A 15,169-nucleotide genomic window follows, 5' to 3' on the forward strand; every position below is an offset into this window, starting at 1 on the left:
GCGTGCGCATGCGCACCAGGTTGTAGGCCGCCACGATGCAGCCAGCATCGGCTGATGCGGGGTAGTCGCCGAACGCCGCCTTGGCGCGCCTGTCGCGGTGTGAGCTTCCAGCAGTCACGACGCTGTATCCGACGACCGGACTGCAACGCAGAGCAAGTGCGATCACCGCCGGGGGGTTCCGCTCCCCCACGGTCGGTCCCGACCATGGGCGGTTCGAGTCAGCCTTCTCTCAGCGATGCCCATTTGAGCAGCGCATCAAGCGCGGGGCAGAGTGCCTGGCCCCAATCGGTCAGTCCGTATTCGACCTTCGGCGGCACCTGGTGATGGACGATCCGCCGCACGACTCCATCCAGTTCCATCTGGCGCAACTGCTGGATCAGCATCTTCTGAGTGATGGCCGGGATGGCCCTTTCGAGCTCGGAGAAGCGCAGCAATTTGCCGCCGAACAGGTGGAACAGGATCACGAGCTTCCACTTGCCCTCAAGCACCTTCAGCGCCTGCTCGACGCCATCGGCGGCCGTTGTGGGTGTCCATTCTTTACTCATACAGTTGGTATGTACCTTACTTTTATGTATGTACTTGCTATTTTATAGCCCACCCCTATTCTTGCAGCCCATCAATTCGGATTGCCCACGGTGATCCGCCCACGTACACAGGAGCTGGCTGCATGTCTCTGGATCTACCGAAACCCATCACCGATTACTTCTCGTCCGATCGCGTTGACCCCGACGCCGCGGTCCAGTGCTTCACCGACAACGCCGTTGTCAAAGACGAAGGCCGCACCTACATGGGTTCGGCGGCCATCAAGGAATGGAAGGGCGGCTCATCGAAGAAGTACACCTACACCATCGAGCCTCTTGCTGCTGAGGAAGTGGCTGGCAAGACCGTCGTCACGGGCCACGTCACGGGCAACTTTCCTGGCAGTCCCGTTGATCTGCGGTTTTCCTTCGGCCTCGATGGCGCCAAGATTGCGTCACTGGAGATCACGCTGTGAGCTTCGACCTGGAACTCTCCGGGCGCACAGCGCTCGTCACTGGCGGCACCAAGGGTGTTGGCGCGGCCCTCGTAGAGTCCTTGCGCAATGCCGGCATGACCGTCGTGGCCACGGCGCGATCGGTTCCGGACTCGGCTCCCGACCGCGTGATCTATCTGGCCGCCGATCTGATGACGGCTGAGGGATGCCAGGCGGTCGCCAAGGCTGCGCTTGAGCGTCTCGGTGGCATCGACGTCATCGTCAACGTCCTTGGCGGTTCGAGCGCGCCGGGCGGCGGGTTCGCAGCTTTGACCGATGCCGAGTGGGACACCGCGATCACGCAGAACCTGATGGCTGCCGTGCGCATCGACAGGGCGTTGCTTCCATCCATGATCAAGCGGGGATCCGGCGTCGTGATCCACGTCACCTCCATCCAGCACGAGCTGCCGTTGCCGGAGTCCACCACCGCCTACGCGGCGGCCAAGGCGGCGCTGTCGACCTACAGCAAGAGCCTGTCGAAGGAAGTCTCGCCCAAGGGCATCCGTGTGGTGCGCGTGTCGCCAGGCTGGATCGAAACCGAGGCGGCCGTTCGTGCCGCCCAGCGTCTGGCGGATCATGCCGGGACCGACTACGAGGGCGGGAAGAAGATCATCATGGATTCCCTGGGAGGCATCCCGCTCGGACGCCCCGCGCAGCCTCAGGAGGTTTCCGACCTGATCACGTTCCTGGTCTCGCCGCGCGCCGCATCGATCACCGGCGCGGAGTATGTGATCGACGGCGGTACCGTTCCCACGGCCTAGTGCGCGCAGCGCTCGAAGCTGCCGCACCTGTCCGAGGGCACCGCGTGGGCGCCCTCGAAGACGGGTTCCAACGAAGCGCCGTGTTGGGTCAAAGTTCGGTCGGCGCGAACAAGTTCCTGAGCTCCAGAGAAGATTGCGGCGGTCGGAACGGGCCGAAGGCCGTGGCGCTGGCGATCAAGGCCAAGGTCCTGAAGGCGCTCGAACTGCAGGACAGAGCTTGTCATCTTCGAGAAGAAGGCGGTAGGTGCCGCCTCGGATGGCCAGAACGGGTACCCCGACGGCGAGCAGCGACATGCCGGCGCAAGCCTCCAAAGCATCAGGCGTGTTCGACCAGCGTCTGGATCAACCAAGCGCCGGCAGGGCCGGGCGGCGTGTCGGGGCGGTACATGGCTTGAAACAGGTAGAAGCCCCCGAGGGATTCGGGAACCTTCAGACGAACCAATCGCCCGTCGACGATATCCTGGCGAACCGCGGGCTCGGGCATGTATCCCCAGCCCAATCCCGCCAACAGCAACGCATGCTTGGCACCCAGATCCGACATTGACCACGTGTCCGCCGCGTAGACGGCAACGTCGGGTCCCGGTTGAAACGCTTCGCGCACGCGCAAGACCAGCTGACGGTGTCGCTTCGCCGCGCCGACAACGTTGCTGTCCACGCCTGCCAAGGCATGCGTCGGCGTCGCGACGGGAATCATCTCGACCTGGCCCACTGAAACGACTTCGAAGCCCGTGGTGTCGGAGTGATGGATTCCGCCGATCCCCAGCCGCGCGACGCCACGCTGCACCAACTGGGAGACTGCGCCCAATGCTTCCAGATTCAGGTGCAGCGTCACGGTCGGGAATTTCTCTTCAAAAGCTCGCACGGCATCAACCAATCTCTGCGTGGGGAACATCACGTCGACCACCATTGAGATCTCAGCTTCCAGACCCTGCCGGATGCTTGCCACGCGCGCTTTGATATCGCTCACACCACTGCTTACCGATCGGGCCTTGGCGAGCACTGTCTCGCCGGCGCTGGTCAACTTCGGGCGGCGCGCGTTGGTTCGATCAAAGAGTTCCAGTCCGAGCTGCGTCTCCAGCGAGGATATTGAATAGCTGATCGCAGATGTCGCGCGGTGAAGCCTGCGCCCCGCGGCCGCGAAGCTGCCTTCGCGCACAACGGCGATGAGCACTTGCAACTGATCAAGCGAGGGTGTTCCAACGACTGGCATGTTCGATTCATTTGAACAATTTGGCTGGCATTTTGCGGCTTTCTCGAACAGAGCGTGTGAAGCAAACTCAACGCCGTCGAGCCATCAAGGGGCCGACGAACGGATTTCAAAGCCAATCCAGACCAACCGACGTGGTCGATGGTCTCCACCGAAACGGAAGTCAATCGCGATGCACAAGAAAGTATTCACGCCCGAGAACTCCGCCATGCTGCTGATCGACCATCAGGTCGGCACGATGGCCTGGACCCACTCCCACGACATCAACCTGGTCCTGCAGAATGCCCTCAAACTGGCGCGGATCGGCAAGGCCGCGGGAATTCCGATCGTGCTGACGTCCAGCATGGAAGACCAGGTCCAGGGCCCGCTGGTTTCGGAACTGCAGGCCATCCTGCCGGAAGAGTATGCCGTGCGCATCAAGCGCCCCGGCATCGTCAATGCCATGCATCACGATGGGTTCAACAAGGCCGTCAAAGCCACCGGTCGCAAGAAGCTGTTCGTCGCCGGTGTCACCACCGAGATCTGCATTACCTTCCCGGTCCTGCAGATGCTCGATGAGGGTTACGAAGTACAGGTGTCGGCTGACGCTTCGGCTTCCTACACGAAGTACGGCGATGACATCTCCCTGCGCCGCATGGAGCAGGCCGGCGCCATCATCACGACCGTGGACATGATCGTCTCCGAACTGGCGGTGGATTGGACAAGCCCGCTTGGTGCAAAGCTGGTGCCGATCCTCGGGTACCGCTAGTCGCGAGGTCTGACCTCACAGGTCGCCTCCAGGGCGACTTCTTGTCACTGTGGGGGAGGAACCGTCGCAGTAAAGCTCGACATGCAGGCCTTGGCTGTGCAGCTTCGGGGTGAGCTTTCGGCCTCCCATGCGATCGCCGAGAACTAGCATCGGGATCCGTGGTTACTCCCTGCAGCAGTTCAGCGATCCCAAGACTATGGCGCTCGCATCCCCGACTCGCCCCGAAGCATCTTTGGTGTCGGCCCATCGGCCAGGTGGGGTCACGGCAGAACGATGGTGATAGCAAGCGCCTACGAGTTCGAAGCCGAGACCGCGATGCAGGCTGCCTGGGCGGTCTGCGCTTGATGCGGATCTTTGAACTCCGAAGAAACGGATTGCGGTGGCTCGCGACTTGTATTCACCAACGGACCGCCCGCGAAACAGTGCCGAACGGCTGGCGTAAACACGTGTCCTAGGACATCTTCACATGAGCATCAAGATCAGTGCTGCTGTCGCCGAAGCCAAGGGCGAGCCGTTCCAGATTCAGGACCTGGAACTGGACGAGCCTCGCGCCGATGAGGTGCTCGTTCGTATTGTCGCCTGCGGCGTCTGCCAGACCGACGCGCATGTCTGGCATCAGCGGCTGCCAACTGCGCTGCCCATCGTGCTCGGCCACGAGGGTTCCGGTATCGTCGAACGAGTGGGGGTTGCCGTCACGTCGCTCAAGCCTGGCGATCACGTCGTGCTTTCCTATCAGGCGTGCGGCCACTGCCAACCGTGCCTGAAGGCGCACTCTCCCTACTGCGATCACCAAGCCGAGGTGAACTTCTCGGGCGCGCGGCTGGACGGCACGATCGGTGTGCATCGCCCGGCCGGCTCGCAGGCCCCGGCTGTGCGTGGCCACTTCTTCGGACAGTCCTCCTTCGCGACCTATGCGCTGACCACCGAGCGCAATACTGTGAAGGTTCCCGTGGATATGCCTCTGGAATTGCTCGCTCCGCTGGGCTGCGGATTGCAGACCGGTGCCGGCGCGGTGCTCAACACCTTCAAGATGACGGCGGGCGAAACCCTCGCCGTGTTCGGGGTCGGAGCTGTGGGCCTGGCCGCGATCATGGCGGCCAACGCCATCGCGGCTAGGGCGATCATCGCGGTCGACGTCAACGAGGCCCGACTCACGCTAGCCCGTGAACTCGGTGCCACGCACACGATCAATCCGATGGAGCAGGATGTGGGCGAAGCGCTGCGTGCGATCACCGGCAGAGGCGTGAATTATGTATTCGAGACCAGTGGCCGCAGCGAGATGCTGGCGCATGCGTTGAAAGGTCTGGCCACGCTCGGTCAGATCGGGTTTGTCGCTCCAGGTCCACATGGTGTCGTCGAGCTACTAAAGCTGAGCCCTGGAGCGCTCGTTCGCTTCATCATTCAAGGCGACGCCGTGCCGCAGCTGTTCATTCCAGAATTGATCCGGCTGTATCGGTCGGGGCGCTTTCCGTTTGATCGGCTTGTTCGCTACTACCCGTTCGAGAAGATCAACGAAGCCTTCGCCGACAGCGCTCGAGGCGAGGTCATCAAGCCAATCCTTCGCATGACTTCATAGGGCACCCAACAGTTCCACCCGCCTTGGGTACAACTTGCTGCGAGCTGATGGGCTTGCCTTCGACGACACCTCGTCACCGTTCACTACCCGTGCGACCGGAGAGAACCTGACCGACGAGGTGGCGACGAAGCATCGGGCGATGCTTCACGAGAGGTTGTCTGCCTCACGTCTGAAGGCAGGCCATCCGGCAAGGTGTGCCCTCATGGGGCACAAGCTCTCCATACGTTGCGAGTGCTCGACGGGACCGGGTCCTGCAGGCCGCCCGGTCTGCATGATCCATCCCGTAGCTGGTTCAAAGAGCGGGCGCCTTTTGCGGCCACGCATGCCCGGGCTCGCACCGGGACAGCGGTCTAGGCCCTTGAACTGCTCCGCAGCTGCCTTGACGTGCTGCAAAGCCGCACTGATGTTGGCGATCAGCCGTTTCGTCGAAGGCGTTCTCCGCGTCGGCGCGGTCGCGGTACAACTGACCGACCGACTCCAGCGGGTAGGCCACGTCTGTGACCAGCAGCGCGTACTCCCACAGCCGGTTGCCCTCGTGCACGCTCGGGCCGGCCAGGTCCAGCCGCAGTTGCTTGCCGTCCAGGCGCCTCTCCCGGGCAATGCCGCCGCGAATGCGCTGGCGCACGATGACCACGCGGCGGTTTCGGGATCCGTCATTCGGATTCCTAGGATCGATATCCTGTTTTGTGCTGAAGGCATGGCGGCAGGCTCGCGATACTTGCGCGTTTATTCAGGGGCCGCTGTCCCGCTGCCTGATGCCCATGAAGATCCTGATTCCCGAAGCCATGCACGCCGAGTCGGTGGCGCGCCTGCAAGCTGCGCATGACGTGCGCTATGAACCCGGCCTGGTCGACCGCCCGGCCGACCTGCTGGCCGCAGCGCCAGAAGCCGATGCGCTCATCGTGCGCAACCGCACGCAGGTGCGCGGCCCGCTGCTGGCGACGCTGTCGCGTTGCCGCGTGGTCGGCCGCCTGGGTGTGGGGCTGGACAACATTGACCTCGACACCTGCCGCGCGCGTGGCATCGAGGTCATACCGGCGGTAGGCGCGAATGCGCGCTCGGTCGCCGAATACGTGCTGACCACCGCGATGGTGCTGCGCCGCCTGGGCAGCTACACCGCGACCGCGGATGTGGCGGCCGGGCGCTGGCCGCGCGGCCCTGCCAGCCAGGGCCGCGAGATTGCCGGTGCGGTGATCGGCATCATCGGTTTCGGCTCCATCGGCCAGCTCACCGCGAGCCTGGCGCAAGGCATCGGCATGCGGGTGATCGCCTCGGCGACGGGCGCGCCGGACGAGCACCTGCCCGAGTTGGCCGGCGTGCCCTTGCTGTCGCTGGACGAGATGCTGGCGCAGAGCGACGTGCTGAGCCTGCACCTGCCTTTGACACCCGAGACCCGCGGCCTGATCGGCGCCGAGCAGTTGGCCCGCATGAAGCCCGACGCGGTGCTGATCAACACCGCGCGCGGTGGCGTGGTGGACACCACCGCGCTGCTGGACGCGCTGCGCGCCGGCCGGCTGCACGGCGCGGCACTGGACGTTTTCGACACCGAACCCTTGCCCGCCGGCTCCACCTTCGCCGAGCCGCCGCCGAACCTGTTGCTCACGCCGCACATCGCCGGGCTGACCGCGGATTCGGAGCGCCGCGTCTGCGAGCTGGTCACCGGCAAAGTGCTGGCACTGCTGGCCGGGCCGCGGTAAGTCTCCCGGAGCTTGGTCGCGCAATTTTGTCGGCGCATCATCATGCGCAACCCGCATGATGATGGCGATAAATATCAGTTCCCACGAAAGTTTGGCGCCCGTAACGTGGCTCCGATTCCGCAGCGTTGGCCTGCGGCCGGAGCTGTTGCGTGACTGCTGTTTTCCCCCGTTCCCTTGTTGATGCCGTCTTGTTGTTGAACCCGCCGCAGAAGGCGCCAGGCTTTGCGCTGCGGCGAATGGGCCGGCTGGCCCTGGCCGGCGCGCTGGCGCTGCTGGCGTTCGGCATCCAGCCTGCCGCGGCGCAACCGGACACCTGGCCCGCCCGCCCGCTGCGCCTGATCGTGCCATTCCCGCCTGGCGGCGCGGCCGACGTCATTGCCCGCGCGGTGGCCGCCAAGCTGGGTGAGCGCCTGGGGCAGTCGGTGGTGGTCGAGAACCGGCCGGGCGCCGGCACCATCGTCGCGGCGCAGGCCGCTGCACAGGCGGCGCCGGACGGCTACACCTTGTCGCTGGCAACCAATGGCCAGCTCGCGATCAACCCCGCGCTGCATGCCAAGCTGCCCTATGACCCGGTCAAGAGCTTCGCGCCGGTGGGGTTGGTGGCGTCGACTGCGTTCATCATCGCGGTCAATGCCGCGTCGCCCATCCAGACCTTGCCGCAGCTGATCGCCGAAGCCAAGCGCCAACCCGGCGCGCTGGCCTTCACCTCCTGCGGCAATGGCACGACCTGCCACCTGACCGGCGAGTTGCTGAAAGCACAGGCCGGCGTGGACATGCTGCACGTGCCGTTTGCCGGCAGCGTGCAGGCCGTCACCGCCTTGCTGGGCAACCAGGTGCAGGTGGCGTCCGACACCGTGGCCATCCTGGCGCCGCAGATCCGCGCGGGCAAGCTGCGCGGGCTGGTGGTCACCAGTGCGCAGCGCTCCCCTGTGACACCGGACGTGCCTTCGGCCACCGAGGTGGGCCTGCCGGACTTGCTGGCCGAGTCCTGGTTCGGCATCGTGGTGCCGGCAGCCACGCCGCCCGAACTGGTGCTGCGGCTCAACCGTGAGCTCGCCGCCATCACCCAGGGCAGCGATGTGCGCGATCAGTTCGCCAGGCTGGGCGTGGAGCCCTTGCAGAGCACGCCAGAGCAGTTCGCGAAGCTGATCGATTCGGACATCGTGAAATGGGGCCGCGTGGTGCGCACCGCCAAGGTCACGGCGCAGTGAGGTTTCGTGGGCGCTGCCTCCGTCTGGCCAGCGTCGCGGCAGTACGCTCCGGGGCGTCAGAGGGGCGCCCAGCCGAGGTGCCCAAATTTTTCGGCCGAACACTTGCGCGGCAAGTTTAATCCGGCATATACTGCTAGCTTCAGCGAACAGCAAGCGGCTGTAGCTCAGTTGGATAGAGTACTTGGCTACGAACCAAGGGGTCGTGGGTTCGAATCCTGCCAGCCGCACCAGAACTTCGGTTCTAGATCAACGGGTTAGATGCAAAGGCATCTAACCCGTTTTTCTTTCCTGGGGGACTTTTGGGGGAGTCGCCCCTCCCAGACCCTCTCGTTGTTCCCTCTTCAGCATGGCCAGACTGCGGTTCCAGCGACCGCTGTCTTCCTTGACCTTCTCCGGCGCCGCATGTATTTCGACGATCTGCGCCACGCTGTAGTGCTGGGTCATGGTTTGCTTGCTGTGCCACAGGATGTCCGCGATCGTGCCCTCCGGCACACCGGCTTCACGCAATCGCATGCCGACGGTGTGCCGCAGGTCGTGCACATGCAGGTCCCCCTGCCCGGCCTTCTTGCGCGCGTTCTGCCACGCAGTGTTGTTCATCGCCCGCACAGGCTGGTAGACCATCACCGGTTCTTTGTCCAGCCTCTTCACTCGTTCACGACGCCACACGAAGACGAATTCCTTGTGTTGCCCTTGCACGGACTCGAGGATCGACTGAGCCACACTGTTGCAGACCAGCACCCGTGAGCGCCTGCGGCCTTTGACGTGCTCACGTGGCACCTCAAAAACCGACACGCCCAGCTCCGGCACACGGATCTCCCATTCCCAGCGCAGGCTGCACACCACGTCGTCTCGAACGCCGGTATTCAGCTTGAACAGTGCCATTCGAGCCAGATGTGCCGGCAGCAACGGGAGCAGCGCTCTTTGCTTCGCCCACGTGATCGGCCTCGGCTCGCGTTGATGCCCGGTCAGGGGCAGCAGCGTGATCGCCGGTGCATGCTCCAGCCAGGTCCTGCCATCCTGATCACGCCAGCTCTTGCTGGCCAGATTCAGGATGTGTCGGACCAGTCCCAACGCCAAGTTCACAGTCTTGTGCTTTCGCCCGGCTTCCAGCCTTGCAGACACGATCAAGGTTGGCCGGACAGAAGTTGGTGTCGAACTCGGGGCCTTGAGCCAGCGCTGTGTTGAGCCAATGCTTCAATGTCGCAACCCGCAACCCGAGGGGAACATCCTCAAACTTAAGGAAACTTGCCAAGTGCCCCTGCTGTAAAGTGCTTCTGGACCGAGGTATCCAGCAATCAAACAAGAAGAGTCTTCGCAGGGAGGAGACTGAGCGATCCAGTACATCGAAGCGATGCTTCGATGATCAAGCACGCGAGCTTGACTTGCGTAGTTGGTCCACGGGCTGTTCGGTGCAATCTGCCATGGCTCTGGGAAGAGCCATGAATGAGAGATTTTCAGAGATGCGGTCCCCTTGCGAGCCTCGCAGCACGCAAGAGAGAACGGCCAGCCGCCCCCTCGCCCTGCTGCCCAGCGGCAGCACCGAGAGCCGGGAGTACCACCTGCGCGGCTGGTGGACCAAGCTCACCCCGACCCCGGCCGGCGGCGGCACCGGGCTGGTCACCAGCTACGACTACTACGCCACCGGCTTGCTCAAGCAAGTCACGCAGCCTGATGGCAGCTGGGTGCTCAACACCTATGACGACGCCCACCGACTCACCGACGTGAGCAGCTCGGACGGCAACAGCGAGCACTACGAACTCGACAACGCCGGCAACCGGCTCACCGAGAGCTACTACAAGGGCACCGACCCGGCCACCAAGGTCTTGGTCAAGACGGTCACGCGCACCTATGACGCATTGGGACGCATGCAAAGCGTCTCAGGGATGCAATGAGTGACGCCCATTGAAGGTTTCTAATGATCGACTAACTGACGAATGTGCAACAGAGGTGCCACGTGAATGGCCATCACTAGCATAGAGGCGATAGCAGGGAGGGAAATGATGAAACATGAAGATGTCAGCTTGCAGAATTCGAAATTCTCGAATGCAATGAAGGCCAGTGTTTGCAAAAAAGAAATTTTCTATGGCCATATATTTTTGCTAGGGATTTCGGCGGCATTGTTTTGTCCCGCCGCCGAGGCGCAATTCTGGAGCTACAGCTTTAACGGAGAAGCGATGAATGGCAATTGGGGCGAAGTTCGCGCCTTCTCTGAGCAGAAAGTCAATGCATATCTATCGGCAACGCAGGGCTTGAACGCGAGCTGTTTTTGGAGTGGCTCGGAGCCAAATCCGCCTGTATCAACTACCGGACCGTGGGGTGGGGGCTATACGCGAAACAATGATCCTAATATATATCCATGCACTGGTTCATATGCGGTCTCGTGGATTTCGTGTCCCGTAGACACGCGGCTTGTAGGGCAAGATCATGTCTGTGTGCCAATTAAGGACATTCAACGTGGCAACAAGCCACCTGCTTGTGGTGACGGAGCCGGTAATCCAATATATCCTCTCACTGGCTCCAAGCGAGAGTCGGTGGATATGGGTCTGGAACTTGGGCATCAATCGCTCAAACTTACTTACGACAGTTCAAGACAGATGGTTGCGCAGGCCGACGGTAAAACTGCTCAGTCATTTGGTGATGCTCCGGGGTTTGGTGCACTATGGTTTAGCACCTCGCACCGAAAAATCGTGGCCAGTCCGAATCAGGTGATTGTGCAGGCATATCGAGGGGATGGTCGAATTGTAAGCTTTCAAGTCGATGGCACCTCTATCAGCAGCGATGCCGATGTCACCGATCGGCTGAGCCTCGTCTCTGGCCTCTATCGTTATACCGATATGAGCTCAGGGGCGGTCGAGAGCTATGATGGCCTCGGCAGACTTTCAGTTATCAACTATGCTGATGGTAGAAATATAACTTTCTCGTACAGCGATACCACAACACCTGCATCAATAGCGCCGGCCTCTGGGTACCTAATTCTGGTTTCTGATAGTTTTGGGAGAAATTTCAGCTTCTCATACACGTTGTCGCCGGGAGGTGCTGCTGCCACAGACGGACGTGTGACCCAAATCACTGACTCTGCTGATCAAACGACGCTCGTTAACTACGATGCCGGCGGTAACCTTTCGTTGGTCACTTGGGCCGATACCGGTGTGCGTCAATTTGTGTACGAGCTGCCTGCGCTGCCCTGGGCCTTGACCGGGGTTATCGACGAGCAGGGGAGGCGGTACTCCACATTTGGATATGACGCGCAGGGGCGAGCAGTTTCCACGGAGCATGCCGGCTCAGTGAACCGCTACAGCGTTGCCTATGACACTGCTCCGCAACCAATCGTGACGGAGGTTTATGATTCGGCGGCGAAGATGATCTATCGCTACCACGAGTGGCAAGCTCCCATCAGCCCGACGTTGACTGACCCAAAAGGATCGGCGATCGGGCTCGGTTCGTCCACGGTGTTTGGCTACCCACATGTTCAAACGAGAACCCAGCCAGCTGGGTCAGGCTGTGCTGCGTCGACGAGTAGTGTCATTTTGGACGTCCAAGGCAACGTCACCAGCAAAGTCGACTTCGCTGGCAACCGAAGCTGCATGGCCTACGACAGCAGCAACCGGGAGACGGTGCGGGTGGAAGGCCTCAAGTCAGCCGACACCTGCCCGGCGGACGTGGCCAGCTACACCGCGACCATCGTCGGCCCGGCCAAGCCCCAGCGCAAGATCAGCACCCAGTGGCACCCGCAGTGGAACCTGCAGACCCAGGTGGTCGAGCCCAACCTGATCACCACCACGGTCTACAACGACCAGACCGACCTGGTGGACCCGGCGCACCCCAAACTGAACTGCGCCCCCAGCGCGCCAGCACTGCCTGACGGCAGCAAGATCGCCGTGGTCTGCAAGCGCTACGAGCAGGCCACCACCGACACGCTGGGCAACCTGAGTGCGGCCAACGCCACCGTGACCGACACCCGCAGCTGGAGCTACAGCTACAACCAGTACGGCCAGGTCCTCACCGAGACCGACCCGCGCGGCAAGGCCACCACCTACGAATACTGGACCGAACCCACCAGCTTCACCGGAGAAGGCGCAGCCGCCCGCGGCCACACCCTGGGGGACCTCAAGACCGTGACCCAGGGCCCCAGCACCGCCAACCCCCTCAAGACCCAGTACACCGAGTACAACAAGCTCGGCCAAGTGCTCACCACCGTGCTGCCCAACGGCAGCACGGAGAGCCGGGAGTACCACGTGCGAGGCTGGCTGAGCAAGCTCACCCAGACCCCGGCAGGCGGCGGCACCGGGCTGGTCACCAGCTACGACTACTACGCCACCGGCCTGCTCAAGCAAGTCACGCAGCCAGACGGCAGCTGGACCCTCAACACCTACGACGACGCGCACCGCCTCACCGACGTGAGCAGCTCGGACGGCAACAGCGAGCACTACGAGCTCGACAACGCCGGCAACCGGCTCACCGAGAGCTACTTCAAGGGCACCGACGTGGCCACCCGCACGCTGGTGCGCACGGTCACCCGGACCTATGACGCACTCGGACGCATGCAAAGCGTCTCCGGCTTGCAATGAGCCGCCCCAACAATCACACGCGGAGGAAACCCATGACAAGCAAAACGATCATGCCGGCGAATGGTCGGAAGATTGATCAGATGACCGGTCCTTTCACTCACGCCGTGCGCCCTGCTCGCGCAGGGCGAATCGTGGTCGCTCCGGCGTGATATGCATGGGGCTTTGGGCAGAGCCATTGCGGTTTTGGATCGTGCGCGCGTAGCGATTATGGATATATCCATGCATGAGATCTACCCTATCTATAGGCCGTAACCGGCATATACAAGTAATTTTTCAAAATCTCAACCACCCTGGAGGGCGTGATGAAAAAAACAAATAGAATTCTTTTCTTTATGGCATTTTTTGCTTTCTGTCCACAAGTGCTCGCCTATTCTCGGATGGAGATTTTGAAGGCAAATGTGTGGTATAAGGATTACACGGGCAGCACCAATTTCTTCGACAGAGAGAAGGCGGAGCAAAGCTCTGTTTCTTTGATAAGCCAATTTGGCAATGGGCGTTATGTCGTTAACGTACTAGGATCCACTCCTTGTGACGGTGGCGATGGGGGAAACATTTGGGGAGAGCCGGTACGCAAGTGTGTAATGGATCATTGGTATGATACTTGGACTGACTCCAGCCATGATCAAATTGATACGAGTTCGACGCTCACTGGATGGTATTGTCCGGAAGGCTATCGTACTGGCGCCACTACCGACGGCCAGCCAATATGCACACGAGAAATACAAACGCAAGCTTGCCAGCGTTGTGCATCGGATAGGTTTGGCAATCCAATATCTGCGGGCGATGCCTCCAAAATTCAAACGGAGATCGACTTCGACGATCCTAAGGGGTTATTGACAATAAGTAGGGACTATTCAAGTAAAACCGGTCAGTTTCAGTTTAATTTCGAACATACGTTCGTTGCGCCAGGAGTGTCCGGGCGATGGTCCTATTGGCAGCCGCGTGGCTGTAAACGGGGGGTGGTAGATAACCCTGCTGCGGAGGATTGCTTTAAATATCTTTCCGAAGATCCATCGTACGCGAGCCCAGTTGGTGCAGGCGGAGTAGGGATTTCATTTGTTAAGGTAAATGATGGCTGGCAATCGGTTCATGGTGAATGGTTTCAACGGTTGCTCGGACCTCGCGCTGACGGATCGTGGGTGCTGACTGACCTTGGCACAAATCTTCAAAAAGTATTCGATGCATCTTCTCGCTTGGTCGAAGTCGCACCCGCTGGTGGCGGGCGGATTTATCCTAAATATATGTCAAGCGATTCCGGCTTGGCGAGCAGTATTGAAGACATTTATGGCCGGCAATTGTTCATCGGTCGCAATGATTTAAATCAAGTGCAAAACATTGTGCTACCGAATGGGGCTGTCGTCAATTACTCGCACCGAAGTACCCCATCCTCTGGTGTGATTGATCCGACGACGGGATCCTCTGGCGTTGTGCCTTCTTCTGTAATTTATCCCGATCTAAATACAAAAAATTATTACTGGAACGAACCGGAGCATGTTTCTGGGGACTGGTATCGTGCTCCGAGCGCTAACTTGTTGACCGGGGTTGTCGATGAGGACGGTAAGCGCTTTGCTACCTACAAGTATATCGATTCCAGGGCTGCTGACACGTTTCATGGTGACGGCGTCGAGCGGTGGAAAATTGACGATCCTAGAAATTTGGACATGGGTTTGTCTGGTGTCGTACATGTCAACAGTCCATTGAATTCCAATATTGACATTACGTTCAATAATGACGGTTTGCCGGTCAGCAGAACTCAGCCGGGGGGCAGTGGCTGCGCTGCGGCTGATAGTCAGCTGGTCTATGACGCAAACTCAAATATCGTTAACCGTCTTGACTTCTCAGGCAAGCGGAGCTGCATGGCGTACGACACCAGTCGGAATTTGGAGACGGTAAGGGTAGAGGGGCTAGGAACATCCGACACCTGTCCGACGGATGTCGCAGCGTATTCCGTCCCAGTTGGGCTGCCTGCTGATATGCCGCAGCGGAAGATTACTACCCAATGGCACCCATTGTGGAATCTAAAAACACGAATGGCGGAACCCGGCAAGATCACAACCCTGGTTTACAACGGCGTTCAAGATCCGATCCTGGGCGGAACGCCTGTGTGTGCGCCGGACGCGCCCCTGCTTCCGGATGGCAGCAAGATTGCCGTCGTATGCCGACGCTATGAACACACGACGGCCGACGCCCTGGGCAACCTGGGCTTCAACGCAGCGCTCGGCGAGAAGCGCAAGTGGAGCTATACGTATAACCAGTACGGCCAAGCGCTGACCGAGACCGACCCGCGCGGCAAAGCGACCACCTACGAATACTGGGATGCCACCAGCTTCACCGGCGAAGGCGCAGCCGCCCGCGGCCACACCCTGGGGGACCTCAAGACCGTGACCCA

Annotated in this window: 12 protein-coding genes, 1 tRNA gene and 1 pseudogene; 10 read left to right on the plus strand and 4 right to left on the minus strand. The window is 61.0% G+C overall.

Annotation, left to right across the window (positions count from 1 at the left end):
- Positions 1-218: 218 nt before the first annotated feature.
- Positions 219-545 carry a winged helix-turn-helix transcriptional regulator gene (locus LRH25_RS15820; protein WP_141288570.1) on the minus strand — a complete coding sequence of 109 codons (327 nt, stop codon included), beginning with the start codon at positions 543-545 and terminating at the stop codon, positions 219-221.
- Between the two features lie 122 nt (positions 546-667).
- Between LRH25_RS15820 and LRH25_RS15825 the strand changes: the two genes are divergently transcribed.
- Both LRH25_RS15825 and LRH25_RS15830 read left to right on the plus strand, forming a co-directional pair.
- Positions 668-994 (plus strand): nuclear transport factor 2 family protein, encoded by a 327-nt coding sequence (locus LRH25_RS15825; RefSeq protein ID WP_141288569.1) that lies wholly within the window; start codon positions 668-670, stop codon positions 992-994.
- Positions 991-1,773, plus strand: a complete 783-nt coding sequence (locus LRH25_RS15830) for an SDR family oxidoreductase (RefSeq protein ID WP_141288568.1) — start codon at positions 991-993, stop codon at positions 1,771-1,773. Before LRH25_RS15825 ends, LRH25_RS15830 begins: the two co-directional genes overlap by 4 nt.
- Before the next feature lie 316 nt (positions 1,774-2,089).
- Here LRH25_RS15830 and LRH25_RS15835 read toward each other — a convergent pair whose 3' ends face one another.
- Positions 2,090-2,983 (minus strand): LysR family transcriptional regulator, encoded by an 894-nt coding sequence (locus LRH25_RS15835; protein WP_141288567.1) that lies wholly within the window; start codon positions 2,981-2,983, stop codon positions 2,090-2,092.
- 205 nt (positions 2,984-3,188) lie between these two features.
- Here LRH25_RS15835 and LRH25_RS15840 point away from each other — a divergent pair, with 205 nt between their 5' ends.
- Positions 3,189-3,728 carry an isochorismatase family protein gene (locus LRH25_RS15840; RefSeq protein ID WP_231011583.1) on the plus strand — a complete coding sequence of 180 codons (540 nt, stop codon included), beginning with the start codon at positions 3,189-3,191 and terminating at the stop codon, positions 3,726-3,728.
- A gap of 466 nt (positions 3,729-4,194) precedes the next feature.
- On the plus strand, positions 4,195-5,304 hold the full coding sequence (locus tag LRH25_RS15845; protein WP_141288565.1) for an NAD(P)-dependent alcohol dehydrogenase: 1,110 nt from the start codon (positions 4,195-4,197) through the stop codon (positions 5,302-5,304).
- A gap of 292 nt (positions 5,305-5,596) precedes the next feature.
- Here the strand turns inward: LRH25_RS15845 and LRH25_RS15850 are convergent, their stop codons facing one another.
- On the minus strand, positions 5,597-5,938 hold the full coding sequence (locus LRH25_RS15850; RefSeq protein ID WP_141288564.1) for a hypothetical protein: 342 nt from the start codon (positions 5,936-5,938) through the stop codon (positions 5,597-5,599).
- 127 nt (positions 5,939-6,065) lie between these two features.
- On the opposite strand from LRH25_RS15850, the gene LRH25_RS15855 reads away from it, so the two are divergent.
- From LRH25_RS15855 to LRH25_RS15865, 3 genes are all read left to right on the plus strand, one after another.
- On the plus strand, positions 6,066-7,001 hold the full coding sequence (locus LRH25_RS15855) for an NAD(P)-dependent oxidoreductase (protein ID WP_231011586.1): 936 nt from the start codon (positions 6,066-6,068) through the stop codon (positions 6,999-7,001).
- A gap of 188 nt (positions 7,002-7,189) precedes the next feature.
- Positions 7,190-8,212, plus strand: a complete 1,023-nt coding sequence (locus tag LRH25_RS15860; protein ID WP_231011587.1) for a Bug family tripartite tricarboxylate transporter substrate binding protein — start codon at positions 7,190-7,192, stop codon at positions 8,210-8,212.
- A gap of 153 nt (positions 8,213-8,365) precedes the next feature.
- A tRNA-Arg gene (locus LRH25_RS15865) sits at positions 8,366-8,442 on the plus strand.
- A 40-nt stretch (positions 8,443-8,482) separates the two neighbouring features.
- Here the strand turns inward: LRH25_RS15865 and LRH25_RS15870 are convergent.
- Positions 8,483-9,289, minus strand: coding sequence for a tyrosine-type recombinase/integrase (locus tag LRH25_RS15870; RefSeq protein ID WP_141288330.1), 807 nt, complete (start codon positions 9,287-9,289; stop codon positions 8,483-8,485).
- A gap of 362 nt (positions 9,290-9,651) precedes the next feature.
- Between LRH25_RS15870 and LRH25_RS15875 the strand changes: the two genes are divergently transcribed.
- The 3 genes and pseudogenes from LRH25_RS15875 to LRH25_RS15885 all read left to right on the plus strand — a co-directional run.
- Complete coding sequence (locus LRH25_RS15875; protein WP_231011588.1) at positions 9,652-10,104, plus strand: RHS repeat domain-containing protein; 453 nt, start codon at positions 9,652-9,654, stop codon at positions 10,102-10,104.
- 1,692 nt (positions 10,105-11,796) lie between these two features.
- Complete coding sequence (locus LRH25_RS15880; protein WP_231011589.1) at positions 11,797-12,780, plus strand: RHS repeat domain-containing protein; 984 nt, start codon at positions 11,797-11,799, stop codon at positions 12,778-12,780.
- A 302-nt stretch (positions 12,781-13,082) separates the two neighbouring features.
- A pseudogene (locus tag LRH25_RS15885) lies at positions 13,083-15,169 on the plus strand (hypothetical protein); the annotation flags it as partial.

This window comes from Ideonella azotifigens (genome assembly GCF_021043325.1).
Classification (GTDB): Bacteria; Pseudomonadota; Gammaproteobacteria; order Burkholderiales; family Burkholderiaceae_C; genus Ideonella; species Ideonella azotifigens.